This window comes from Pseudomonas sp. BF-R-19 (assembly GCF_019956445.1).
Classification (GTDB): Bacteria; Pseudomonadota; Gammaproteobacteria; order Pseudomonadales; family Pseudomonadaceae; genus Aquipseudomonas; species Aquipseudomonas fluorescens_BH.
The window spans coordinates 1-22,048 of the sequence record NZ_JAHBDN010000031.1 but is presented as its reverse complement, the minus strand read 5'-3'; the positions used below and the strand labels follow the sequence as shown (position 1 = coordinate 22,048).

General features: G+C 61.0%; 21 protein-coding genes and 1 pseudogene. 6 read left to right on the top strand and 16 right to left on the bottom strand.

Annotated features, from left to right (window positions below; translation table 11 throughout):
* Positions 1-56: 56 nt before the first annotated feature.
* Entirely contained in the window at positions 57-1,307 is a 1,251-nt protein-coding gene (gene kynU / locus KGB28_RS03110) for a kynureninase (protein ID WP_223442212.1), read from the bottom strand.
* A 209-nt stretch (positions 1,308-1,516) separates the two neighbouring features.
* On the opposite strand from kynU, the gene KGB28_RS03105 reads away from it, so the two are divergent.
* Entirely contained in the window at positions 1,517-1,990 is a 474-nt protein-coding gene (locus KGB28_RS03105) for an Lrp/AsnC family transcriptional regulator (RefSeq protein WP_223442209.1), read from the top strand.
* Positions 1,991-2,005: 15 nt separating this feature from the next.
* Here the strand turns inward: KGB28_RS03105 and KGB28_RS03100 are convergent.
* The 7 genes and pseudogenes from KGB28_RS03100 to KGB28_RS03070 all read right to left on the bottom strand — a co-directional run.
* A pseudogene (locus KGB28_RS03100) lies at positions 2,006-2,274 on the bottom strand (helix-turn-helix domain-containing protein); the annotation flags it as partial.
* 72 nt (positions 2,275-2,346) lie between these two features.
* The gene (gene kynB / locus KGB28_RS03095; protein ID WP_223442206.1) at positions 2,347-3,000 is read right to left on the bottom strand and encodes an arylformamidase; all 654 of its coding nucleotides are present in this window, start codon (positions 2,998-3,000) and stop codon (positions 2,347-2,349) included.
* Positions 3,001-3,269: 269 nt separating this feature from the next.
* Positions 3,270-4,391: a hypothetical protein gene (locus KGB28_RS31485; protein WP_263296522.1), complete on the bottom strand. Its 1,122-nt coding sequence runs from the start codon at positions 4,389-4,391 to the stop codon at positions 3,270-3,272.
* A 249-nt stretch (positions 4,392-4,640) separates the two neighbouring features.
* Entirely contained in the window at positions 4,641-5,390 is a 750-nt protein-coding gene (locus tag KGB28_RS03085; protein WP_223442204.1) for a hypothetical protein, read from the bottom strand.
* A 102-nt stretch (positions 5,391-5,492) separates the two neighbouring features.
* Positions 5,493-7,136, bottom strand: a complete 1,644-nt coding sequence (locus KGB28_RS03080) for a DUF5666 domain-containing protein (RefSeq protein ID WP_223442203.1) — start codon at positions 7,134-7,136, stop codon at positions 5,493-5,495.
* A complete protein-coding gene (locus KGB28_RS03075; protein WP_223442201.1) occupies positions 7,133-7,975 on the bottom strand; it encodes a DUF6502 family protein in 843 nt (280 codons plus the stop codon). Before KGB28_RS03075 ends, KGB28_RS03080 begins: the two co-directional genes overlap by 4 nt.
* A gap of 219 nt (positions 7,976-8,194) precedes the next feature.
* Complete coding sequence (locus tag KGB28_RS03070) at positions 8,195-8,767, bottom strand: hypothetical protein (RefSeq protein WP_223442199.1); 573 nt, start codon at positions 8,765-8,767, stop codon at positions 8,195-8,197.
* A gap of 234 nt (positions 8,768-9,001) precedes the next feature.
* Here KGB28_RS03070 and KGB28_RS03065 point away from each other — a divergent pair, with 234 nt between their 5' ends.
* Positions 9,002-9,634: a dihydrofolate reductase family protein gene (locus tag KGB28_RS03065; RefSeq protein ID WP_223442197.1), complete on the top strand. Its 633-nt coding sequence runs from the start codon at positions 9,002-9,004 to the stop codon at positions 9,632-9,634.
* A 172-nt stretch (positions 9,635-9,806) separates the two neighbouring features.
* Here the strand turns inward: KGB28_RS03065 and KGB28_RS03060 are convergent, their stop codons facing one another.
* The 3 genes from KGB28_RS03060 to mqo all read right to left on the bottom strand — a co-directional run bounded on the left by KGB28_RS03060 (position 9,807) and on the right by mqo (position 13,777).
* The gene (locus KGB28_RS03060; protein WP_223442195.1) at positions 9,807-10,460 is read right to left on the bottom strand and encodes a c-type cytochrome; all 654 of its coding nucleotides are present in this window, start codon (positions 10,458-10,460) and stop codon (positions 9,807-9,809) included.
* A 10-nt stretch (positions 10,461-10,470) separates the two neighbouring features.
* A complete protein-coding gene (locus KGB28_RS03055) occupies positions 10,471-11,730 on the bottom strand; it encodes a molybdopterin-dependent oxidoreductase (protein ID WP_223442192.1) in 1,260 nt (419 codons plus the stop codon).
* Between the two features lie 403 nt (positions 11,731-12,133).
* Positions 12,134-13,777, bottom strand: coding sequence for a malate dehydrogenase (quinone) (gene mqo, locus KGB28_RS03050; protein ID WP_223442187.1), 1,644 nt, complete (start codon positions 13,775-13,777; stop codon positions 12,134-12,136).
* 391 nt (positions 13,778-14,168) lie between these two features.
* Between mqo and ilvD the strand changes: the two genes are divergently transcribed.
* Positions 14,169-15,851, top strand: coding sequence for a dihydroxy-acid dehydratase (gene ilvD, locus KGB28_RS03045; protein WP_223442185.1), 1,683 nt, complete (start codon positions 14,169-14,171; stop codon positions 15,849-15,851).
* Positions 15,852-16,092: 241 nt separating this feature from the next.
* Here the strand turns inward: ilvD and KGB28_RS03040 are convergent, their stop codons facing one another.
* Positions 16,093-16,743: a DUF2238 domain-containing protein gene (locus tag KGB28_RS03040; protein ID WP_223442182.1), complete on the bottom strand. Its 651-nt coding sequence runs from the start codon at positions 16,741-16,743 to the stop codon at positions 16,093-16,095.
* 157 nt (positions 16,744-16,900) lie between these two features.
* Between KGB28_RS03040 and KGB28_RS03035 the strand changes: the two genes are divergently transcribed.
* Positions 16,901-17,332, top strand: coding sequence for a nuclear transport factor 2 family protein (locus tag KGB28_RS03035; RefSeq protein ID WP_223442180.1), 432 nt, complete (start codon positions 16,901-16,903; stop codon positions 17,330-17,332).
* 131 nt (positions 17,333-17,463) lie between these two features.
* On the opposite strand, the gene KGB28_RS03025 is transcribed toward KGB28_RS03035, so the two are convergent.
* Entirely contained in the window at positions 17,464-18,279 is an 816-nt protein-coding gene (locus KGB28_RS03025; RefSeq protein ID WP_223442178.1) for an AraC family transcriptional regulator, read from the bottom strand.
* Between the two features lie 134 nt (positions 18,280-18,413).
* On the opposite strand from KGB28_RS03025, the gene KGB28_RS03020 reads away from it, so the two are divergent.
* Positions 18,414-18,932, top strand: coding sequence for a carboxymuconolactone decarboxylase family protein (locus tag KGB28_RS03020; RefSeq protein ID WP_223442176.1), 519 nt, complete (start codon positions 18,414-18,416; stop codon positions 18,930-18,932).
* Positions 18,933-18,958: 26 nt separating this feature from the next.
* Complete coding sequence (grxC, locus tag KGB28_RS03015; protein WP_150725458.1) at positions 18,959-19,210, top strand: glutaredoxin 3; 252 nt, start codon at positions 18,959-18,961, stop codon at positions 19,208-19,210.
* 75 nt (positions 19,211-19,285) lie between these two features.
* On the opposite strand, the gene KGB28_RS03010 is transcribed toward grxC, so the two are convergent.
* From KGB28_RS03010 to KGB28_RS03000, 3 genes are all read right to left on the bottom strand, one after another.
* Positions 19,286-20,794 (bottom strand): tripartite tricarboxylate transporter permease, encoded by a 1,509-nt coding sequence (locus KGB28_RS03010; RefSeq protein WP_223442175.1) that lies wholly within the window; start codon positions 20,792-20,794, stop codon positions 19,286-19,288.
* A gap of 15 nt (positions 20,795-20,809) precedes the next feature.
* Positions 20,810-21,292, bottom strand: a complete 483-nt coding sequence (locus tag KGB28_RS03005) for a tripartite tricarboxylate transporter TctB family protein (protein WP_223442173.1) — start codon at positions 21,290-21,292, stop codon at positions 20,810-20,812.
* A 1-nt stretch (position 21,293) separates the two neighbouring features.
* A partial coding sequence (locus KGB28_RS03000) for a tripartite tricarboxylate transporter substrate binding protein (RefSeq protein WP_223442171.1) occupies positions 21,294-22,048 on the bottom strand: 755 nt, incomplete at its 5' end.

The window sequence follows — 22,048 nt, the reverse complement described above, 5'->3', positions numbered from 1 at the left end:
CGAGCGAAGCCCTGCCGCGGGGAAATTCCCGCAGCAGGAAACGGACGCCGCAGGGTTCAGGTCACGCTGTGGCGAACCTGGAATTGCGCTTGCGACCAGGTGTTCCGGTCGAGGATCTCGCCGAGGATCTGTACCGCATCCCAGACTTCGGTGAAGGTCGTGTACAGCGGTGTGAAACCGAAACGCATGATGCGCGGCTCGCGATAATCACCAATCACGCCCTGTTCGATCAGGGCCTGGATCACCGCATAACCTTGCGGGTGTTCGAAGCTGACGTGGCTGCCACGCCGGGCGTGCTCACGCGGCGTGATCAACTTCAGTTCATGAGCCGCGCAACGCTGCTCGACCAATTCGATGAACAAGTCGGTCAGGGCCAGGGATTTGCGGCGCAAGCTGGCCATGTCGGTCTGGGCGAACACATCCAGGCCGCACTCGACCATCGCCAATGAGGTAATCGGCTGGGTACCGCACAGGTAGCGCGCGATGCCGCTGCTCGGCTCGTAATGCGACTCCATGGCGAACTGCCGCGAATGGCCGAACCAGCCGGACAACGGCTGCGGCACCAGATCGCACAACTGCGGCGAAACCCAGACAAAGGCCTGCGAACCCGGCCCGCCGTTGAGGTACTTGTAGGTGCAGCCGATGGCGTAATCGGCACCCGCCTGGTGCAGGTCGACCGGCACCGCGCCAGCGGAATGGGCCAGGTCCCAGATGGCCAGCGCACCGCATTCGTGGGTCAGCGCGGTCAGGGCCTGCATGTCGTGCATGTAGCCGGTCTTGTAATTGACGTGGGTGAGCATGACCACCGCCGTGTCCTGGTCAATTGCTTGCGGCAATGCTTGCGGACTGTCGACCAGGCGCAGGGTGTACCCCTGTTGCAGCATCTGCGCGAGGCCTTCGGCGATGTACAGGTCGGTGGGGAAATTGCTCGATTCGCTGACGATCACTCGCCGCTGCGGCGACCTTGTGGCCTGTACGCGCAAGGCAGCGCTCAGCACTTTGAACAGGTTGATCGAGGTGGTATCGGTCACCACGACTTCACCCTCCCCCGCGCCGATCAAACCCGCCAGGCGATTGCCCAAACGCTCGGACAGCTCGCGCCAGCCGGCGCTGTTCCAGCTGCGGATCAAGCCATTGCCCCACTCCTCGGCGACCACCGCTTGCGCCCGCGCCAATGCAGCGACCGGCCGCGCGCCCAGGGAATTGCCATCGAGATAGATAATCCCTTCGGGGAGCGCAAATTGCTGGCGCAGGGGGGCCAGAGCGTCCTGGGCATCAAGCGCCAGGCAACTGTTTCTTGTCGTCATCGGGTGTCCTGTTTTTTGTTATGCGACGCCATCCGGGCAGGTTGCATCAGCCGGTTCAGGCGCCCTGATTCAAGGCGATTCACTTGCCTTTCGATGGAGAAACAATGAACGAACCTTTGAAGAATTTTCGTGCAAAGTAACTGGCCATGTAGTAGTTATTTCGCAGAATATTCGAATCCAACCCCAATAAACGCGGATTTATTCAAACTATGAATCTTGACTCGACAGACCTGCGAATCCTGCATCAATTGCAACAGGATGGCCGTATCAGCAATCAGGAATTGGCGGAGAAAGTCGCCTTGTCACCCTCGGCTTGCCTGCGCCGGTTGCGCCTGCTGGAAAGCGAAGGAATCATCACCGGCTATCGCGCGGTGCTGAATGCCGAGCGGCTGGGCATTGAGCTGGAAGCGATCGTCCATGTGTCGTTGCGACAGGACGTCGAGGACTGGCACGAGACCTTCATCAAGAAGGTTCAGCAGTGGCCGGAAGTCGTCACCGCCTATGTCATTACCGGGGCGAGCAACTATGTGTTGCGGGTCCAGGCCCGCAACCTCAAACACTTCTCGGATTTCATCGTCAATCACCTCAACCGCACCGCCGGCGTCACCGATATACGTTCGGAAATCGTCCTGCAAAAAATCAAGGAGCGCGAGCAATTGCTGGATCTGGTGTTACGCAGGTAAGGCCGGGGCGGCCCTTCAAAGTCCCTGCTGGCGCCGGGCTTCGTTGCGCTGCAAGGTCATGCTCGGGGTTTCGTCGAACAGCTTGCGGTACTCGGTGGAAAACGGCCCAGGTGCATGAAGCCCCAGCCCATGGCGATCCCGGAAATACTGCGTACCGTGCCGTGCTCGAGGATCTCCTGGCGGACGGCGTTCAAGCGATGTTTTTTCAGGTAGGCCATCGGCGACAGGGCGAAGTACTTCTTGAATGCGTCGAACAACTTGAAGCGCGAAACGCCGGCAGCGGCAACCGGGCGCCGGAACCGGGCGCCGGAACCGGGCGCCCGATTCCGGCGTCCACTTCGGATCTGTTGAATGGGTTACACGCGTTGTGTAGTACTCAACGGCCGCAAAATTGCCCTGACCGGACTGGCGTCCAGATGAGCGAACCGCAGCGGCAAGGCGATCAATTCATAATCGCCTTCCGGGACTTCCTCCAGCACGATGCCTTCAAGAATCGCCATGTGATGGCGGGCTACGGCACTGTGTGAATCCATGGTCCTGGATTGCTCGGGGTCCAGCGACGGCGTATCGATGCCGATCAAGCGCACGCCAAGGCTCGCTAACAGGTCGATGGTTTCCTTGGCAACGGCTGTGAAATTCGAATCCCAGGTCGTCAGCGGTGTCTGTCGATAGGTTCGCAGCAGCACCCGCTCGGGCACATCGTGCAAACGCCCCTCCAGTTGCCCCGGCTGCACCAGTTCGCCGCTGTCCAGACAATGCAAAACGCGGCAAGGCCCGATATACACGTCCAACCCGACATCGCCAATCGCCGCGCCGTCGGCGCTGTAGTGCAGCGGCGCATCGACGTGGGCGCCGGTATGCGGCGACAGGGTGATGCGTCCGACATTCACCGGACACTCGGGACCGTAGGTCCAGACGCGCTCCTCCCGGAATGGCGTGTCTCCCGGCCAGGTCGGTGTTTCGCTACTCAAGGGTGGGCTGATGTCCCACAACGTTGTGTTTTTTGTCATCGCAATGCTCACCGTGGTTTCCGGGTGAAATGATACGAGCGACAGCCGTGAAGATTCGTGCAAAAACCCTGGGGCAACGCGCGGGCTTTCGCACAAACCACCATGGATGAGCGGTATTGCGGCAGGAAATTTCAAAGACACCAAGTCGAAAAAAAGTCGCAAGCCCCCGCGATTCTTCGGGGCTTGCGACTCATTGCCGATTCGTCCTTCAAACTCCCTGGACGTCATCGACGGGTAAGCCTGCCGTGTTCATTGCCGAACGTGCGGGCCTAGTTCTGCACCTCAACCGTGTCGAAATCCGGCGCGTCTGGTGCGTCTGGAGCATCCGGGGCGTCTGGCGCATCCGGTGCATCCGGGGCGTCCGCCACATCCTCTCTGGCCGCTCTCGCCTCAGCTTTGGCAGCCGCTCTGGCTGCGTTCGCTTCGGCTTTGGCGGCGTCCCTGGCAGCATCTGCGTCGGCCTTGGCGGCGTCCCTGGCTGCATCCGCAGCGGCCCGGGCAGCGTCTCTGGCTGCATCTGCCTCTGCGCGCGGTACGCCAGCAGCTCTTGCGGCATCCCGGATTGCATCCGCCTCAGCTCTGGCAGCGTCCCGGGTTGCATCTGCAGCGGCTTTTGCCGCATCCCGGGCCGCATCTGCATCAGCCTTGGCCGCGTCTCTGGCTACATCAGCGTCATTTCTGGCAACGCCTCTGTCTTCCGCGGCTTCCCTGGCAGCGTCATCGGCGTCTTCTGCGGCTTCCCTTGCAGCGTCACCAACGTCTTCTGCGGCTTCCCTTGCAGCGTCACCAACGTCTTCTGCGGCTTCCCTTGCAGCGTCATCGGCGTCTTCTGCGGCTTCCCTGGCTGCATCTGCGGCGTTATCCGCGTCGTTGTCATCGTCGTTGTCACGCGCGTCTTTGTCTTTTGCTTTGCCTGGGCCTCTATTCCCGGCCATACCACCATGGTCATCGTCGTTGTCATGTGCATTGCCCGGGCCTTTGTTCCCGGCTACACCACCATGGTCAGCGTCGCCGCGCCCAGGGCCTCCATTACCGTCACCACCATGGCCTGCGGCACCATGACCGCCACCGCCGTCACCACCGTGACCACCGCCTCCGGAGCCTCCACTACCGGAGCCACCACCTCCACTACCGGAGCCACCGCCGCCGTGGCCGCCTCCGCCGTCACCACCACCTCCGGAGCCACCGCCACCACCGTTACCACCACCTCCGGAGCCGCCGCCACCGCCACCGCCGTGACCTCCACCGCCTCCGCCGCTACCACCACCGCCGCTGCCGCCATCTTTGGCATACACGCTGGAGAAACTACCGATGTAATCGGGCACCAGGACGGTCGATGCCGACAGGACCCCGCCTATTGCCAGAGCCAACAAACATTTCTTGAGCAGCATGATGCACCTCCGCTTGGAGTTGCGTTGTCACCTCCCTATCGAACGCAATGTCCAGTGAGTTCCCGGCCGCCCATTGGAGCGGCCAGCCAACCGGCACGGCCATAAGTCTGCAGCAATAACGAGCCACCGCGGTTTCCGTACGATCCCTCAGAGCCAGTTAGCATTCTAGCGTGGGAAATATTCCCACATATTCAGATTAGCCCTGTCAGCCCAAGTGTCAACAACCAAATATCAGGCAACGGCCGGATATCAGAAACCGTGGCTGAGCAACAGTCCAGCCTCGCCATCCGGGCTGGCGTCGGAAAACCCCTTGACGGCATACAACTGAATCTTCCAGTTCTGATTGAGCTTGTGCGTGAGAAAGAGGGTGAGTTCCTTGATCTGGTCGCCCGTGGAAACGACCTTCTGTCGCCAGTCGTAGGACACGCCCGCCGTGGTGCGCGCGAACACGGGCATGGCGAAGCCGAGGCCGGCGAATATCGGGTTGTCGAAGTCGGAGCCCGACGGGTCGCCGAACTTTTTCCAGCCCAGGGTCGCGAACCCGGTCACAGGGCCGAAGGCTTTGGCGACATCGACCTGGGCGGAATAGTCGGTTTTGCCGGTACCCAGACACTCGTCTTCGTCGGCGGTGGGCAACTTGACCTTGCCGATCAGGTCCACGAACAGCCCGCCAACGCTGCCGTCAAGCACGGCATAGTCGGCACCGGCAACGGTGTCGCCCAGACCGCTTTCCACCTTGCCACAGCCGCCGGGCAACGGCTCGCCGTCAGGGCCGACCGAAGGATTGGTGATGCGCAGCCAAGGCACGGTGAGCTTGTAGGTCATGGGACCGGTTTCGTATCTGCCCACCAGCGGGACGTACCAGGTTTCGGAAGTAGTACCGGTGCCATAGTCGCCCCGCGAGTAGTCGGTTCCGACCGAGGTCGTGAAGGTATCGGCCAAGGCCGGCAAGGCCAGGCTGGCAAGCCAACCGACGAGCAGGATGCGCTTGGGGTCCATGTTCACCTCGTGTCTGGCGTCATCGAAGTTCACACGCAGGTTTTGTTGCGTGACTTACCCAGCCTAGTTACTTATGACGCAAGTGCATCATGGCTGCACTGCTTAACCCGACTTGCCAGAGCGATCGACTTTTTCAACCGGCTCAACCTTCTCGACTTTTTCCACTTTTTCCACTTTTTCCACTTTTTCTACCTTTTCTACCTTCTCGACTTTTTCTGGCCGTTCAACCTTCTCTACCTTCTCTGGCCGATCAACTTTCTCGACTTTCTCCGGACGTTCAACCTTTTCGACTTTCTCGACCGTCTCTACCCTCTCCACTTTCTCGACTTTGCCGGATTGCTCCACCTTCTCGATACGCTCTGACTTGCCGGACTTGTCCACATCCACGTCCACATCCACGCGTTCTATCCTGTCGCCACCGCCATGACTGTCACTGCCCCCGTGGCGAGTATCGTTGACAACGCTGCCTTCACTCTCGGAGCGGCCGCTCCTGTCACTGCCCGAGTTACCCGAATCCCCCGAACTGCCAGAGTTGCCGGAGCTGTTGGGGCCGCTCGAATCGCTCGAGCTGCCCGAGCCACTTGAGTCGTCGGTGTCTTGCTCGCTGGTACCGAGTCGTCCGTGCCGGTTGCTGGCTGGCGAATCGGAGCGCTCGCGGGGCAATTCGATACGCGTTGCCTGCACCTCCCGCGCGCCGGTGAACACACCGTTGACCCGCACGCGGCGATCCAGCGTCAGCTGCGAAGCCTGCACACCGACAAACACAGTGTCGCGCGCCAGCGTCACATTAAAGCCGCCCACCACCAAATGGCGGTCCTGCCGGCCCTGTACCAGGCCCTCGATCACCGCATTGTGTGCCCGGCCAATGAAAGGCAGGCTCGGGTCGGGGCGACTTTGGCTCACGTCCAGCTCGCGACCGGACCAGTGGCCGCGCACCAGCATTTCCTGCGCCGCACCTGGGTGATTACTGAGTTTGAGCCCCTGGAGATAGCCGCTGCGATCCACCGGGCCGATGGCACTGGCCTCCTTGAGGCCGGGCGCCCGGTCGATGCGACTGGCCACCACTTCGCCACGAGCATCGCGCAGCCCGCTGACCCGTACGGGATCACCCGGACGCAGACCGGCAGCGACCTGGGCACCGTTGGCCAGGCGTACCGGTTGCCCCATGACGCGCATGGGCATGGAATCGCGCGGCAGGGCTGTCAAAGGGCCTTCGTAGGCGTGCAGGATAGAAATGCGCCCGGCTTCCAGCCCTCGCCGGGAGTTGAACGCTTGTACGGCAACCACTTGGCCTACCGCCAGGCGGGTACTGGAGCTGGCAATGCCGTTCTCGCTGACAGGGACGTTGTTGTTGAAGTGCACTTCCACGCCATTGACGCAGATCGAGGCAAACCCGGTGATGGTGCCGACAATGCCGGTGCCACCGATTCCTCCGTTATCGTCACTGATGCCCGTGCCACCCACTCCACCTGCAACGGCACCGGTGCCGCCAATGCCGCCAGGGCGTTTTTTCAGCGGTGCGCCGGTACCGCCGATCCCGCCGTTGTCGGTGTCGATGCCGGTACCGCCCATGCCGCCAGGCGCTGCGCCCGTGCCGCCGGTACCCCCCGGTGCCTGGATGACCGGCACTTCGCTGGTGCCCGTGTCATTCTGGCTGACACAGGCCGGGGCGGCTTGCAACGCAATCGCAAGCCCGAGGCCCAGAACGAGGGCGACTGCACGAATCAGGCGCAATTTGACGGTCATGGTTCAGGGGCTTTTGGCGAATTGGGATCGGAAGCTTCAGTGTAGAAGTACAGGCCGACTGTGATGCGCTGGCGCGGTTCAAGGCTGGGCAGGTCCCGGAATTCCAGTTCGGCGGCGAGTCGGTTGAAGCTCAACAGGGCCTGCATTCCCTCGCTGGCCACGGCCTCGCGCAACGCCTCGACGCTCATCGGGGCCAGTGCGTCATAGTGCACGCTGCGTTCAAAAAAGGCCGGGCCATCGCTGCTCAGATTGTGTACCGCGGCGCAGGCATGATCGTGCAGGTTATGCCCCAGGTAAGCGGTTTTCTCATCGAAGCCCTTTTGTGGCACGAAGGCCTGGGCTTCAAGGTGAACGCGCTCTTGTTCGTCAAGGCGCACGACCCCCAGGCGCAGCCACTCGTCCAATACCACCCGCGCCCTGATATCCGTACTGACCTGCGCCACCAAGGCGTCAAAGGAGCGGTCGCCGCCGACACTGGCCAATCGAGGCAGTGGCAGTGGCTGGCCGGCGTCGTTGCAAAAGGGCGCCTTGGCCCAGGCGTTGACCAGTTGCGCACCGAACGTGATGTTTTCCGGAAGCGTGGAAGCAGCCGGGTCGCTGGTATTGCGCAAGCGTCGCACATCCTTGCGATGCACGCCGGTGAGCAGGCTGATGCGGCTGTCGGTCGGTGCCTTCTCGCCCAGGCGGAACTCACGGTCCGCCACTTCGACGAAAACCTCCTTGAGCAGGTCGGCAAACACCAGGTAGGTGACGCCTTTGCGCAGCATCAGGCGCACCAGCGGCTGCATGACATGCCGCAAGGCCTTGAGGAGCGAGGTGGGCAGCGTGGACGATTGCATTCAGCGAATTCCTGAGTAGACAACCCCAGTATAGCTGCGTGGGAAATAATCCCATAAATTTACTGCGAGCAGTGCCAACGCAATACCCGTTGCAATCCGGGAACAGCACGGGAGCAATCCGTCAGACTTACAGTTGCGCCTGAATTTTATGCGCGGGAATTTTTCCCGCGCAATGAAGCCAGCCCGAGTTTACAGGTATGAAACACGGTCTGTTGATCGCTACCCCGGTACCGAGGTTTTTTGCACACCGACACTGCCTGCCCTGCTGGCGACTGCCAGTGCCACGCAACAAGCCAGTAACGAGAATGCGGCGAATGCGCCCATCACATGCAGGTAAGGCAACACGTGATTCCAGGCTCGAGCCACCCCCAGGAAAGCGGCGAATAGCCAACCGCTCATGGAAAGCGCACCCAACAAGGCGAGCCGCGTACGGCCCGCACTGCGCAGTGCGACGAATGGAGCTTTTTGCAGCAGCGGGAAGCCGACTCGATGCAATAGTGCACCGTTGAGGCTCAGCAGCGCGACGACCGTCACCTTGGCCCAGAGTTTCTGATTGAGCAGATACACGTCGCCTTCATTGAGATAACCCTGTAGCACCAGCAACAGTCCGCTTGCCCAAAGGGCCAGCAGCGCGAGGCTGACGATCTTCTGGGTTTCATCGAGGTATTCAAGCCTTGCCTGATCCAGTATTTCCTTGCGCCAACTCCAAAGTTTGTGATCCGCCTGCAGCACCCTCCCCAGGGCAATACACGTAGCGAGCAGATGACCGTACACGAGAAGCATTTTGAGCATTGCCTTGACCTTATTATTGTTTTGGCGCGGCGTTCCCTGCTTCGCTGAATTGAAAACGAATGATACAAATTTGCAATTGCACTTTCAAGATTAACGTTCGTTAACATTCGTCAGCACAGACCGCCATACGACTTTCGTCGCACATGGAAACGACTATCTTTCAGGGAGCGGTCTCAAGGGGACCGCAGACTTCCCTACTCAAACTCTTGAACCAGGACCAACCAGGAGAACAGCATGCGCACACTGACCGTTGCCGCATTCGTGAGTCTGGACGGCGTCATGCAGGCGCCCGGTGGACCTGAAGAGGATTCCAGTGGCGGATTCCGCTTCGGTGGCTGGATCGTGCCCTACGCCGACAAAACCACCGGCCAGGCCGTACAGGACTTGTTCTCGCAACCATTCGAGTTGCTGCTGGGGCGTCGTACCTACGACATTTTCGCCGCCTATTGGCCGCACATTCGGGCCGATTCATCCCACCACACCATCGCTGACCTGTTCAACGCCGTCCCCAAACATGTGGCCACCCATCGCGCCGACTCGCTGGCCTGGCACAACAGTCATGCGCTGGAGGGCAACCTGGTCGACGCGATCAGCACGCTTAAACGCCAGGACGGCCCTCAGCTACTGACCCAGGGCAGCGGCGACCTGGTGCGGCAACTGCTTGCCGCCGGCCTGGTGGACGAGTTGCGGCTGATGATTTATCCCATCCTGTTGGGGCGTGGCAAGCGCCTGTTCGACGACAACGCACAGGCATCGGCCTTCACCCTGGCGAATTCGATCAGCTCACCCGGGGGTGTGCTGATCGCCCGCTACATCCGCAGCGGCGAGGTGCGCACAGGTTCGTTCGAGGGCGTCAGGCAGCGATAGATTACAAAACCCTTGATTTGACCAGGATCTGCGCACCAAGGATCGAAAAGTCATCGCGGTCGATTGCACGGAGCAACTCAATCACAGACTGCCAAGGACCGCGTGGCACCCACAAAAAAGCCCACTGACCGTCGCCGGCTCAGTGGGCTTTTCGCATCAGGCTGATACTGGCTCACTGCTGCAGGATAAAAGTCGCCAGGCTCTTCAGGTCGTCCGCGCTCAACTGCGCGAAAGGCGGCATGGGCACATCCCCCCACTTCCCGCTGCCGCCGTGCTGGATGCTGGACATCAACCGGTCCATTGCCTGCGGGTCCTTGGCATATTTGGCCGCCACATCGCGGTAGGCCGGGCCTACCACTTTGTGATCGATCGCATGGCAGGACAGGCAGGCGTTGTTCTGCAGCAAGGCCTTGGCGTCGACTTTTGCCCCAGCCACAGCCACCGCCGGGGGCTGGGCCGCCGGGGCGTTCGAGGCAGCCTGAACCTCGGCATCATTGGCCTTCGCACTGCCATAGGTCACCGCCAGGTAAGCGCCGATCACACTCACATCCTGGTCGCTGATCGGAGCGCCGTACACGTGCTGCATCTTGCCCGCTTCGGCGGTCCACTGCGCCAGGCTCAGGCCTGGCGGCTGGAAATTGATGTAATCGGCCGAATGGCAGACAGAACACTTCTGCTGCGCCAATGCGTAGCCAGGCATCGTGCTGGGCTTGAACACAGCCGTTTCAGGCGGCAGCGTGATGGACAGCGGTGCGGCGCCAGCCAGGGTGGTGAGAAAAACCGGAGCCGCGCAGAGCAAGGCGGTCATGCATTTCACAAGTTTCATGCAGCCCTCCTCAGGCGACGGTGACGTGGGTGGTTTCGATAACGTGGCGGCGGTAGCCAGCGGGGTTCCAGTCAGCCTGCAATGGTTGCGTCTCGCCGGCACTGTTGCTCGCTCGTACCATCAACTGCGTGGCTCCCTTGCTGGTAAAGCTGATCGGCAGTGTCCACTCACGGAAGGAGAAACGGCCAAGGTCCTGCCCGAGTTGGGTTTCGCGCCAGGTTTTTCCGCCGTCGATCGACACCTCCACCTTGTTGACCCCAACGCCACCGTCGAACGCGATGCCCTTGAGCACCACGCTTTTGTTCAACGGCAATACATCGCCGTGTTTAACGCTGGTGATGAAACTGCGCACCGGCAATTTGGAAATCGGCAGGGTTTTCGCCGCCGTGGTGCCGGGGGCAATGCAGAAGCAATCGTTATCCGGAACCCGGTAACCCTTGGCCATGAAGAAACCGTCGAAGGTATGGTCGACGACTTCGATCTCACTCAGGTGCTTGACCCAGTACGTACCGAAATAGCCGGGCACCACCAAACGAATCGGGTAACCGTTGAGAAATGGCAGGTCGGTGCCATTCATCGACCAGGCGATCATCGGCTCGCCATCCATGGCATGGCTGATGTCCAGCGCCTTGATGTACTCCGGCGTGCTTGGCAATACGGGCTTATCGAGCCCGCGGAAAGTCACTTGCTTGCCCTCGGCTTTTACCCCGGCCTTTTCCAGCACAGCCTTGAGCGGTACCCCTACCCACCGCGCATTGCCCATGGAGCCATTGCCCAACTGAGCACCGAACACGCGAGGCATCGAGAAGCCACGGCTGTTACCCGAACACTGATTCACGGCCACCACCTCTACCGGTGTGGCGAGGGCCTTGAGCTCGGCAAGGGAAAGCGACAGCGGCGTGTCGACCGAGCCCTTGATCGTCAGGCGGTAGCTGTCCGGATCGATGCTGGTCGGGAAGTTGGCCAGGTGGTAACGCACGAAAAAGGCGTCATTGGGCGTGATCGGCCCTTCGTTGAAGACAGGAAACGGCGTCTCCAGATGCGGCGGCCGAGTGGTCACCAGGGTCAACGGGCGTTTTTGCGGGTACTGCACCAGCGGTCGTGGGCCCGCGGCAAAGGTCACTTCCTCGGCAGCCTCACTGGCCGCCCCGGATTCGCCGGCTGCCCTGGCCAGGCTTGCCAACGGCGAGGCCGCCAAAGCCAGAGTGAATGCATCGCGTAAAACCCGCCGGCGGGTCGGTTTGCTGTTGTCTACAAAACTGAACTTCATTCTGCGCTCTCTATGATTGTTTTATTGAGATGCAACTGACTGTAGGAGCAAGCTTGCTCGCGATGGTCGTTAACGAAAACGCGTGCTTACTGACTAAACGTAGCGCACTTGAGTCCATCGTCGGAACGCCGCCCGGAGCACGCTCGCTCCTACAAATTCCCGCCAGGGCGGAGAGGTATCAGGTCTACGGTTTCGCCTTACCGAGGTCGGTAAACAAACCAGTATCGTCAGGGCCAAACTGTCTGCTTCTCATTGAGCGTCAGCGACTTGACAATTGATGACAGAAATCCCTGTTAAGGCCGGCGTAGACACTCCGGGTTCAAAGCGTTGCCCGTGCCACCACCCACAAAAAAGCCCACTGACCGTCGCCGGTTCAGTGGGCTTTTTTTGATCCGGTCTCTAGTTACAGAGCCATATCACTCGCAGCACTAGCCTTCGGTGCCTTCGCATCGGTGTCGACAGTCACTGGCTTCACAGCCGGCGCAATCACCGGTGGCGGAGTCAGTTCCAGCACCTTGGCGGTGTAGGCCCATTCTTCAGCAACCTTCTCAGGGCTGACGTTCAGCTGGGTGCCGTAGCTCGGCACGATCTGGTGCAGTTTTTCCTGCCAGGCCGGGGTCGCGACCTTGTCCTTGAACACTTTCTGCAGCACGGTCAGCATGATTGGTGCGGCGGTCGAGGCGCCTGGGGAGGCGCCCAGCAGGCCGGCGATGCTGCCGTCTTGCGAAGCGACAATTTCGGTACCCAGTTTCAGCACGCCACCGGCGGCTTCGTCACGCTTGATGATCTGCACGCGCTGGCCGGCTTGCCACAGGCGCCAGTCTTCAGCCTTGGCGTTCGGGAAGTATTCCTTCAGGGCGTTGAGGCGGTCTTCGTCAGACAGCATCAGCTGACCTGCCAGGTACTCGACCAGCGGGTATTCCTTGATGCCGACCTTGGTCATTGGCCACACGTTGTGGGTGGTCGTGGTGGTCAGCAGGTCCAGGTACGAACCTTCTTTCAGGAACTTGGTGCTGAAGGTCGCGAACGGGCCAAACAGGATCACGCGCTTGCCGTCCAGCACGCGGGTGTCCAGGTGCGGAACCGACATCGGCGGAGCGCCAACGGAGGCTTTGCCGTAGGCCTTGGCCAGGTGTTGCTCGGCGATGGTCGGGTTCTCGGTCACCAGGAACGAGCCGCCTACCGGGAAGCCTGCGTATTCCCTGGCTTCAGGAATGCCGGACTTCTGCAGCAGGTGCAGGGCTCCGCCGCCAGCGCCGATGAACACGAACTTGGCGTCGGTTTCGGTCTTGCTGCCGTCTTTGAGGTTCTTGTAGCTGACACGCCAGCTGCCGTCTTCGTTTTTGGTGATGTCCTGCACTTCGCTGGACAGCTTCAAGTCGAACTTCGGCGTGGTTTGCAGGTGCGCAACGAACTGACGCGTGATTTCGCCGAAGTTCACGTCAGTACCCAGCGGGCTCCAGGTGGCCGCGATTTTCTGGCTCGGGTCACGCCCTTCCATCATCAGCGGCACCCACTGCTTGATCACAGCCGGGTCTTCGGAGTACTGCATGCCGGCGAACAGCGGGCTCGCTTGCAGGGCTTCGTAGCGTTTTTTCAGGAACTTGATGTTGTCATCGCCCCACACGAAGCTCATGTGCGGCGTGGAGTTGATGAACGAACGCGGGTTCTTCAGCACGCCTTGCTGAACCTGCCAGGCCCAGAACTGACGGGAGATCTGGAACGCTTCGTTGATTTCAACGGCCTTCGGGATCGAAACCTTGCCGTTCTCGTCTTCCGGGGTGTAGTTCAGCTCGGCCAGGGCGGAGTGACCGGTACCCGCGTTGTTCCAGCCGTTGGAGCTTTCCTGGGCGACGCCGTCGAGGCGCTCGATCATTTGCATCGAGGTGCCTGGTTCCAGCTCGTTGAGCCACACACCCAGGGTCGCGCTCATGATGCCGCCACCAATCAGCAGCACATCGACTTTCTTGGCCTCTTCCGCGTGGACGGAAGACATCCCCACGGACAAAGCCAGCCCCAGCAGGGCCGTGTTCACTTTTTTAAACATCTGTAGCACCTATGATAAAACGCCATCCGCCCTTCCATCCTCATGCGCACAGCCCCATGTTTCACGGCAGTCACGGGTGCGGCACTCAAGGATTGCAGGGTGGGCACACAAGGCCGATGAACCGCATCGACCCCACTTTAATGTCCCTTCTGAACTGACTTCTTATCTTTATTGGCTTCAGCTACTTGAGCGACAGTGATTCCGTCGGCACGTCGCAAGGACACGCAAACTGAACAGGTCAAACCAAGTTGTCGCCAAGAATATCACGACAAGGCTTACCCGCGCGTCTGTTCCCGACCGGTTAGTCCGGGCCCGGGCGCCCGGCCTTCTATACTCATCGTGTTTTTCTCAACGAGTGTGTGAGCAACAGCCATGAGCGATAGGAGCAGTCATGAGCGATAAAGACGATCTGCGCAAGTACTCCTCTCAAGTGATCGACGGCGTGGAGGCCGCCCCGGCACGCGCCATGTTGCGGGCCGTGGGCTTTACCGATGCAGACTTCACCAAGCCGCAGATCGGCATCGCCTCGACCTGGGCCATGGTCACCCCATGCAACATGCACATCGACAAGCTGGCGCTCGAAGCCGAAAAAGGCGCGAATGCCGCCAGTGCCAAGGGCGTGATCTTCAACACCATCACCATTTCCGACGGCATCGCCAACGGCACCGAAGGCATGAAGTATTCGCTGGTGTCCCGCGAGGTGATCGCCGACTCCATCGAAGTGGTCACCGGTTGTGAGGGTTTCGACGGCCTGGTGACCATCGGCGGCTGCGACAAGAACATGCCGGGCTGCCTGATCGGCATGGCGCGGCTGAATCGCCCGTCGATCTTTGTCTATGGTGGCACCATCCAGCCGGGCGCCGGCCACACCGACATCATTTCCGTGTTCGAGGCCGTGGGCCAACACGCCCGGGGCGATATCAGCGAGATCCAGGTCAAGCAGATCGAGGAAGTGGCGATTCCCGGCCCCGGTTCCTGTGGCGGCATGTACACCGCCAACACCATGGCCTCGGCCATTGAAGCCTTGGGCATGAGCCTGCCCGGTTCCAGCTCCCAGGACGCCATTGGCGGCGACAAGGCCTCGGACAGTTTCCGCGCCGGCCAGCAGGTCATGGAGCTGCTCAAGCTCGACCTCAAGCCTCGCGACATCATGACCCGCAAAGCCTTCGAGAACGCCATTCGCGTGGTGATCGCCCTCGCCGGCTCGACCAACGCCGTGTTGCACCTGCTGGCCATGGCCAATGCGGTGGATGTCGAACTGACCCTGGATGACTTCGTCGAGCTGGGCAAGGTTTCCCCGGTGGTCGCCGACCTGCGCCCCAGCGGTCAATACATGATGAGCGAGCTGGTGGCCATCGGCGGTATTCAACCGCTGATGAAGCGCATGCTCGATGCCGGCATGCTGCACGGCGATGTGCTGACCGTCACCGGCCAGACCCTGGCGGAAAACCTCGCCAGCGTCCCCGACTACCCGGCCGGCCAGGACGTGATCCGGCCTTTCGACCAGCCGATCAAAAAGGACTCCCACCTGGTCATTCTGCGCGGCAACCTCTCGCCCAACGGCGCCGTGGCCAAGATCACCGGCAAGGAAGGCCTGCGCTTCGAAGGCACGGCCCGGGTCTATCACGGCGAGGAAGGTGCGCTGGCCGGCATCCTCAATGGCGAAGTGCAGCCCGGCGAGGTGATCGTGATCCGTTACGAAGGGCCCAAGGGCGGCCCGGGCATGCGCGAAATGCTCTCACCGACATCGGCGGTCATGGGCAAGGGCCTCGGCAAGGAGGTGGCGCTGATCACCGACGGGCGTTTTTCCGGCGGCTCCCACGGGTTTGTGGTCGGTCACATCACGCCGGAAGCCTTTGAAGGCGGGCCGATTGCGCTGGTGGAGAATGGCGACAGGATCATCATCGATGCAGAAACCCGGCAGATCACGGTGGACGTCTCCGATGCCGTGCTGGCCGAGCGCAAGTCGCGCTGGGTGCGGCCGCCATCCAAATATACGCGCGGGGTGCTGGCCAAGTATGCGAAGACGGTGTCCAGTGCTTCGGAGGGGGCAGTGACGGATAAGTATCTTTAATCATCAATTTTGCGGTGTCTGGTCTGACACATTCGCGAGCAAGCCCGCTCCCACATTCGACCGAGTTTCATCTTTAGGACTCGGTCGAATGTGGGAGCGGGCTTGCTCGCGAAGAGGCCTTCAAAACCGCCGCAAATCGTCTGGTCAGTACACCCACCTCAAAGCCGAAATCGATCAACCAACTGCGACGACTGCCCCACCAGGCTCGACAACTCATCCGTGGTCGAAGCCGTCCACCCGATCACCTTGCAGTCGTCACCGGTTGCTTTTGCACCATGCCGCGCAAAGACACCAGCAACAGACTGACAAACGCACCGACCACCGCGATGGCCATGTCCTTTTGCGAATCCCACGGATCGTTTTGCGCGCCGACGAAGGCCTTCGCCGTGTCTTTACCCAGGAAAGCACCGCCGATCCATTCCACCAGTTCGTACACGGCGGATGTCGACAGCATGATGTTCAGGGTCACGAAAAACAGCCAGAACCCGCGCAACGGCGTCAGCCGCCACAGCACTTCACGAACCGGATAAACCAGCAGCAGCCCATAGCTCAGATGCACCAGTCGGTCGTAGTGATTGCGGTGCGTACCTGCCGCCCGGTCGAAACTGAAGCCCAACCACGCCGAAGACCAATGATCGTAAGGCACCCGGGAATAGGTGTAATGGGCACCCAGTTCATGCACGCACAGAAACGCAAACACTAGCGTGATGGACGTCGCCGACAAGCGGAACCGACGAGCAACCGCCACCAAGGTCCCCACCAGCAACAGCACCAGCAGGTTTTCCAGCGCCCAGTCCACCCGGCTGCGAGGAGAAAAACCCGACACCCCGACAATCAGCACGAACACCAGGAGCAACGTCAGGTCGAGCCGGAAACGCGGGTCAGGCTGCATGGCGCAATACCTCGAAGTCAGGGCATCGCCCTTTTAACTTCGAGGCAAGGGTGCCAGGCAAGTTCGCTTTTTTCCTCCAATGCATGCTAGGTTGTACGATGACTGATGAATTATTGTCCAGTCATCGCGCTACCCCTACAACAACAAGGAAACACCCATGAAAAAAGCAAAAGTGCTGATCGGTTTTCTGTGCCTGTTCAGCGGCTACGTCGCGGCCACCCCGGTTGCCGCGGACAAGGACGTGGCCCAGGCGGTCGACCATCTGACCCAGGCCATGCTGCACAAGGACATCCCGGAACTGAACGCCTTGACCGCCGAGAACCTGACCTACGGGCATTCCAGCGGCAAGATCCAGGACAAGAAGGCCTTCATCGCCGACATCGAAACCGGCAAAAGCGCGTTCAAGACCCTTGAGATGCAGAACCAGACCATAACCGTCTCCGGCGATGTCGCGCTGGTCCGTCACCACTTCTCGGCGCAAGCGCTCAAAGGCACTGAAGTGGTGCCGACCGAAATCGAAAACTTCCAGATCTGGCAAAAGCAGGAAGGCAAATGGTTGCTGGTGGGACGGCAGGCGTTCAAGTTCTGATGCACATCTGAAGCCACCACTGTACCTGTGGGAGCGGGCTTGCTCGCGAAGGCGGTGTGTCAGTCGACAGCATAGGTGCCTGATATGCCGCTTTCGCGAGCAAGCCCGCTCCCACAGGGGGGTTGCGGTGGTCAGTTGCCCTTCCACTCCCGCGGGCTCAGCCCGGTCTTGCGCCGAAACGCCCGGGCCAGCGCCGAGGGGCTTTCGTAACCGACCTCTTCGGCAATCAGCGCAATCGGTCGACCTTCGCGCAGGCGTTTCTGCGCCAGACTGATGCGCCAGCTCACCAGATAATCCACCGGCGTCTGCCCGACCACCCGGCGAAAATGCTCGGCGAAACTGGCTCGCGACATATTGGCGGCGACCGAGAGTTCGGCCACGCTCCAGGCCTTGGCCGGGGTTTGATGCATCAGGCTCAGGGGGCGAGCCAGGCGCGCATCGGCGAGGCCGGCCATCATGCCCGGCTGCTGGCCAGTGGTGCTCAGGATGTGCCGCAACAACAGAATCACCAGCAACTCGAACAGGCGATCCATCACCGCTTCGCGCCCGCACGTGCCGTCGAACGCCTCGTTGAACAGCCATTCCAGGGTCCCGGCCAGGGTCGGGATTTCATCGAGTTTGAGCACCAGGTAATCCGGCAGCGCCGCCGCCAGGGCATTGCCCGCTCCGCCGTCGAAATCCAGGGTCGCGCAGACTAGTTGCGTGGCGGATGCTTCAGACGCGAACAGGCGATGACGATAGGGCCGGGGGAAAAAGATCAGGGACGGCTCGGACAGTTGCAGGTCCGGCTGATCCCCCATCTTGAGCAGCAACTCGCCCGCCTGAAGCAAGTGCAAATGACCGCTGGTCTGTTGGCCATCGTAGGCGGCGGTGCCGCAAAACGTACCGCTATGGAAAGTGCCGGCATTGACGCCGAAGTGTGTGAGCAACGTGGACAAACGATCCATGACAGGGCTCTCGAAGGCTATTCTGGACGATCTGTCGCATATCATCGACGATTTGCACCCATTACGCCAGACACACGCCCTAACATCAGCTCCGTACCCAGCGCCTACCGCGCTTCACACCACGGAGTATCACCATGACCCGCATTGCCCCGATCAGCCTGGAACACGCCACCGACACCACCCGCCCGCTGCTGGAAGCCGTGCAGAAAAAAGTCGGCTTTGTGCCCAATACCTTCAAAGTCCTGGCTCACGCCCCAGCGGTGCTGGCCGCGTACCTGCAAAACTCGGCAGCGTTGGGCAAAACGTCCCTGAGCGCCACGGAAAAAGAAGCGGTGTCCCTCGCCACTTCGCAGGTCAACGGCTGCGACTACTGCCTGGCCGCTCACACACTGTTCGCCAGCAAGACCGGACTGTCGAAGCAGGACATCCTCAGCGCACGACACGGCGAGCTAAACGCCTTCGCCACCCTCGCCCGCCAGATCACCGAAAGCCGTGGGCACCTGACCGTCGAACAGATCGCCGCTGCCCGTGCCGCCGGCATCGACGACAGCAAAATCATCGAAGTGATCGCCCATGTGGCTTCGCAGACATTGACCAACTACCTGAACAACACAGCGCTGACCGATATCGACTTCCCGGCCATCGATGCCTGAATGACTGGATTGACGGAGGACCCACCATGAACACCGTGACCCTATACACAACCGACACCTGCCCTTACTGCCGCAACGCAAAAGCCTTGCTGGCGAGCAAAGGCGCGGTGATGCAAGAGATCAATATCGAGCGCGAGCCCGGAAAAATGCAGGAAATGCTCAACCGCAGTGGTCGACGCAGCGTGCCGCAGATTTTCATCGGCGACACGCACATCGGCGGCTTCGACGACCTGGCCAAACTGGATCGTCAGGGTGGGTTGATGTCGATGTTGGCCTGAGTTAGTCAGGTATTGGTTTTCCACCTGGTCCACTGCAAGACCCTGTGGGAGCGGGCTTGCTCCCACAGGGGGGACTCAATCATCCTCATGCAACTTGATGCCGCGTTTATGCAACACATGGGGCACCACCAGCACCAGCAGCGTCAGGGCGAGGAAGAACGCAGAGATCGGTTGCGTGAGGAACACCGTCCAGTCGCCCTCGCTGATGGACAAGGCGTTGCGCAGTTGTTTCTCGGCCATCGGCCCCAGCAGCATGCCGACGATCACCGGGGCGACGGGGAAGTCGAACCGCCGCATCAACACCCCGCCCCAGCCAATCGCCAACATCAGGATCAGGTCGAAGGATGAGTGGCGCATGCCATACACGCCGATGGTGGCGAAGACCAGGATGCCGGCGTTCAGGTACGGCCGGGGGATTTGCAGCAGTTTGACCCACAACCCCACCAGCGGCAGGTTCAACACCAGCAGAATCGCGTTGCCGATGTACAGCGAGGCCACCAGCGTCCAGACAAGCTCGGCGGAGGTTTCGAACAGCATCGGCCCCGGTTGCAGGTTGTAGTTCTGGAACGCCGCCAGCAGGATCGCCGCTGTGGCAGACGTCGGGATGCCCAGGGTCAGCAACGGCACCAAAGACCCGGTCGCGCTGGCGTTGTTGGCCGCTTCCGGGCCGGCCACGCCTTCGATGGCGCCCTCGCCCTTGTTGGCGGAAAACTCCTTGGGGTACTTGCTGAGTTTGCGTTCGGTGGAATAGGACAGGAAGGTCGGAATCTCGGCGCCACCGGCCGGAATCGAACCAAACGGAAAACCGATCAGCGTACCCCGCAACCACGCCGGCACCGAGCGTTTCCAGTCGGCGCGGGTCATCCACAACGAGGTCAGGCGATGCCGTCCTTCGTTTGATTCCTTTTGATAGAGAAGGCTGTACAAGGCCTCGCCCACCGCGAACAAACCGACCGCCACCAGCACCACTTCGATGCCGTCCACCAGTTCGGGCACGCCGAGGGTGTAGCGGGCAATACCCGAGGTCGAGTCCAGGCCGATCAAACCGATGGTCAGCCCGACGCCCAGCGAGGCAAACCCGCGCAACATCGAAGCGCCGAGCACCGCCGACACGGTGGTGAACGACAGCACCAGGATCGCGAAATATTCGGTCGGACCGAAATTCAGGGCCAACCTGGCCACGATGGGCGCAAACAGCGTCAGCAAAATCGTGGCGAAGGTGCCGGCGACGAACGAGCCGATCGCCGCCGTCGCCAGCGCCGGTCCCGCCCGGCCGTTGCGCGCCATCAGGTTGCCTTCCAGCGCCGTGACCATCGACGAAGACTCACCGGGCGTGTTGAGCAGGATCGAGGTGGTGGAGCCACCGAACTGCGCGCCGTAATAGATACCGGCGAACATGATCAGCGCACCAGTGGGGTCGACCTTGGCGGTGATCGGCAACAGCAGGGCCACCGTCAGCGCCGGACCGATCCCCGGCAGCACGCCGATGGCGGTGCCGAGCAGGCAGCCGATGAACCCCCACATCAGATTGATCGGTGTCAGCGCCGCGGCAAAACCCATCGCCAGACTTGAAAGAATGTCCACGGTGTCGATCTCCTTTCAAAGCCAGATGTTGATCAGCGACGGCAGGGAAACCCCCAGCCCGGCGTTGAACAGCCAGTAGATCGGCAAGGTCAAGGCAATGCCGATAGCCAGGTCCCGCACGGGATGACGGCTGCCGAAACCCCGCGCCGAACAGACAAACAGCAACCCGGCGGCCAGCACGAAACCGATCAGGTTGATCAGCACCGCCACCCCGACAAGCCCCGCCGTCACCCACGCCGCACCGTTTTTTCCACCGGGCACCGTGGCGGTATCGTTATCCAGTTCGCGAAAGCCGCCACTGACGGCCTGATACCCCAGCAGCAGCCCCACTGCTCCCAGAAACGCCGCCACGACATAGGGATAAACGTACGCAGGGAGGATCACGAAGCCCATTTCGGGCGGAAACCGGTAGGCGCCAATCGCCAATACGACGCTGATGGCGATCAGGCCGATGCCGACCGCCAATTGCGTCGGCACCACTGCGCGCTGTGTGGCCATGTCAAAGCAACCCGACCTTGACCAGCATGGCGCGCAACCGCACGTGTTCTTCCTCGACGAATTTGCCGAATTCATCGCCGGTCAACACGCTGGGCGTCCAGGCATTGGCCTGGATATTGTCCTGCCAGACCTTGCTGTTGCTGGCGGCCACGACTGCGTCGATCACCTCTTTACGCTGCTGTGGAGTGAGGCCCGCTGCACCGTAAACGCCGCGCCAGTTGCCGATCGTCACGTCATAGCCGCTCTCCTTGAGGGTCGGTGCATCAATGCCGGGAACCCGCTCCGGCGCGCCGATGCCCAGGACCCGGAACTGACCGGTCTTGATGTATTGGCCCAGCTCGGCGTAACCGCCGGTGATCACCTTGAGCTGGCCGCCCAGCGCCTGGGCGACCACCTCGCCGCCGCCACCAAAGGCCACGTAGTTGACCTTGTTGACCGGCACGTCCAGCTTGCCCGCCAGCTCGGCGATGCCGATGTGATCCACCGAGCCCTTGGAGCCGCCGCCCCAGGTGATGCTCGTTGGCTTGGCCTTGAAGGCCTTGATCAGGTCATCGAGGGTCTTGAATTCAGATTCCTTGCGCACGGCGATCACGTTGTACTCGGTGAACAACCGGGCAATGGGCGTCACATCCTTCAGGCTGATCTGCGGTTTGTTCTGTTCGATGCCCGCGACCATGATCGCGCCGACCACCAGCAATGCGTTCGGGTCACCCTTGGTGCTGTTGGCAAATTGCGCCAGCCCCAGGGTTGTCTCTT

What these genes read in the sequence shown, in the direction of transcription:
- mqo (WP_223442187.1), bottom strand. Translation starts at nt 13,777, where the DNA reads ATGTTTAAAAAAGTGAACACGGCCCTGCTGGGGCTGGCTTTGTCCGTG.
- KGB28_RS03005 (WP_223442173.1), bottom strand. Translation starts at nt 21,292, where the DNA reads ATGGCCACACAGCGCGCAGTGGTGCCGACGCAATTGGCGGTCGGCATC.
- KGB28_RS03065 (WP_223442197.1), top strand. Translation starts at nt 9,002, where the DNA reads ATGCGCACACTGACCGTTGCCGCATTCGTGAGTCTGGACGGCGTCATG.
- KGB28_RS03080 (WP_223442203.1), bottom strand. Translation starts at nt 7,136, where the DNA reads ATGACCGTCAAATTGCGCCTGATTCGTGCAGTCGCCCTCGTTCTGGGC.
- kynB (WP_223442206.1), bottom strand. Translation starts at nt 3,000, where the DNA reads ATGACAAAAAACACAACGTTGTGGGACATCAGCCCACCCTTGAGTAGC.
- KGB28_RS03075 (WP_223442201.1), bottom strand. Translation starts at nt 7,975, where the DNA reads ATGCAATCGTCCACGCTGCCCACCTCGCTCCTCAAGGCCTTGCGGCAT.
- ilvD (WP_223442185.1), top strand. Translation starts at nt 14,169, where the DNA reads ATGAGCGATAAAGACGATCTGCGCAAGTACTCCTCTCAAGTGATCGAC.
- KGB28_RS31485 (WP_263296522.1), bottom strand. Translation starts at nt 4,391, where the DNA reads ATGCTGCTCAAGAAATGTTTGTTGGCTCTGGCAATAGGCGGGGTCCTG.
- KGB28_RS03020 (WP_223442176.1), top strand. Translation starts at nt 18,414, where the DNA reads ATGACCCGCATTGCCCCGATCAGCCTGGAACACGCCACCGACACCACC.
- KGB28_RS03040 (WP_223442182.1), bottom strand. Translation starts at nt 16,743, where the DNA reads ATGCAGCCTGACCCGCGTTTCCGGCTCGACCTGACGTTGCTCCTGGTG.
- KGB28_RS03035 (WP_223442180.1), top strand. Translation starts at nt 16,901, where the DNA reads ATGAAAAAAGCAAAAGTGCTGATCGGTTTTCTGTGCCTGTTCAGCGGC.
- KGB28_RS03025 (WP_223442178.1), bottom strand. Translation starts at nt 18,279, where the DNA reads ATGGATCGTTTGTCCACGTTGCTCACACACTTCGGCGTCAATGCCGGC.
- KGB28_RS03105 (WP_223442209.1), top strand. Translation starts at nt 1,517, where the DNA reads ATGAATCTTGACTCGACAGACCTGCGAATCCTGCATCAATTGCAACAG.
- KGB28_RS03055 (WP_223442192.1), bottom strand. Translation starts at nt 11,730, where the DNA reads ATGAAGTTCAGTTTTGTAGACAACAGCAAACCGACCCGCCGGCGGGTT.
- kynU (WP_223442212.1), bottom strand. Translation starts at nt 1,307, where the DNA reads ATGACGACAAGAAACAGTTGCCTGGCGCTTGATGCCCAGGACGCTCTG.
- KGB28_RS03060 (WP_223442195.1), bottom strand. Translation starts at nt 10,460, where the DNA reads ATGAAACTTGTGAAATGCATGACCGCCTTGCTCTGCGCGGCTCCGGTT.
- grxC (WP_150725458.1), top strand. Translation starts at nt 18,959, where the DNA reads ATGAACACCGTGACCCTATACACAACCGACACCTGCCCTTACTGCCGC.
- KGB28_RS03070 (WP_223442199.1), bottom strand. Translation starts at nt 8,767, where the DNA reads ATGCTCAAAATGCTTCTCGTGTACGGTCATCTGCTCGCTACGTGTATT.
- KGB28_RS03085 (WP_223442204.1), bottom strand. Translation starts at nt 5,390, where the DNA reads ATGGACCCCAAGCGCATCCTGCTCGTCGGTTGGCTTGCCAGCCTGGCC.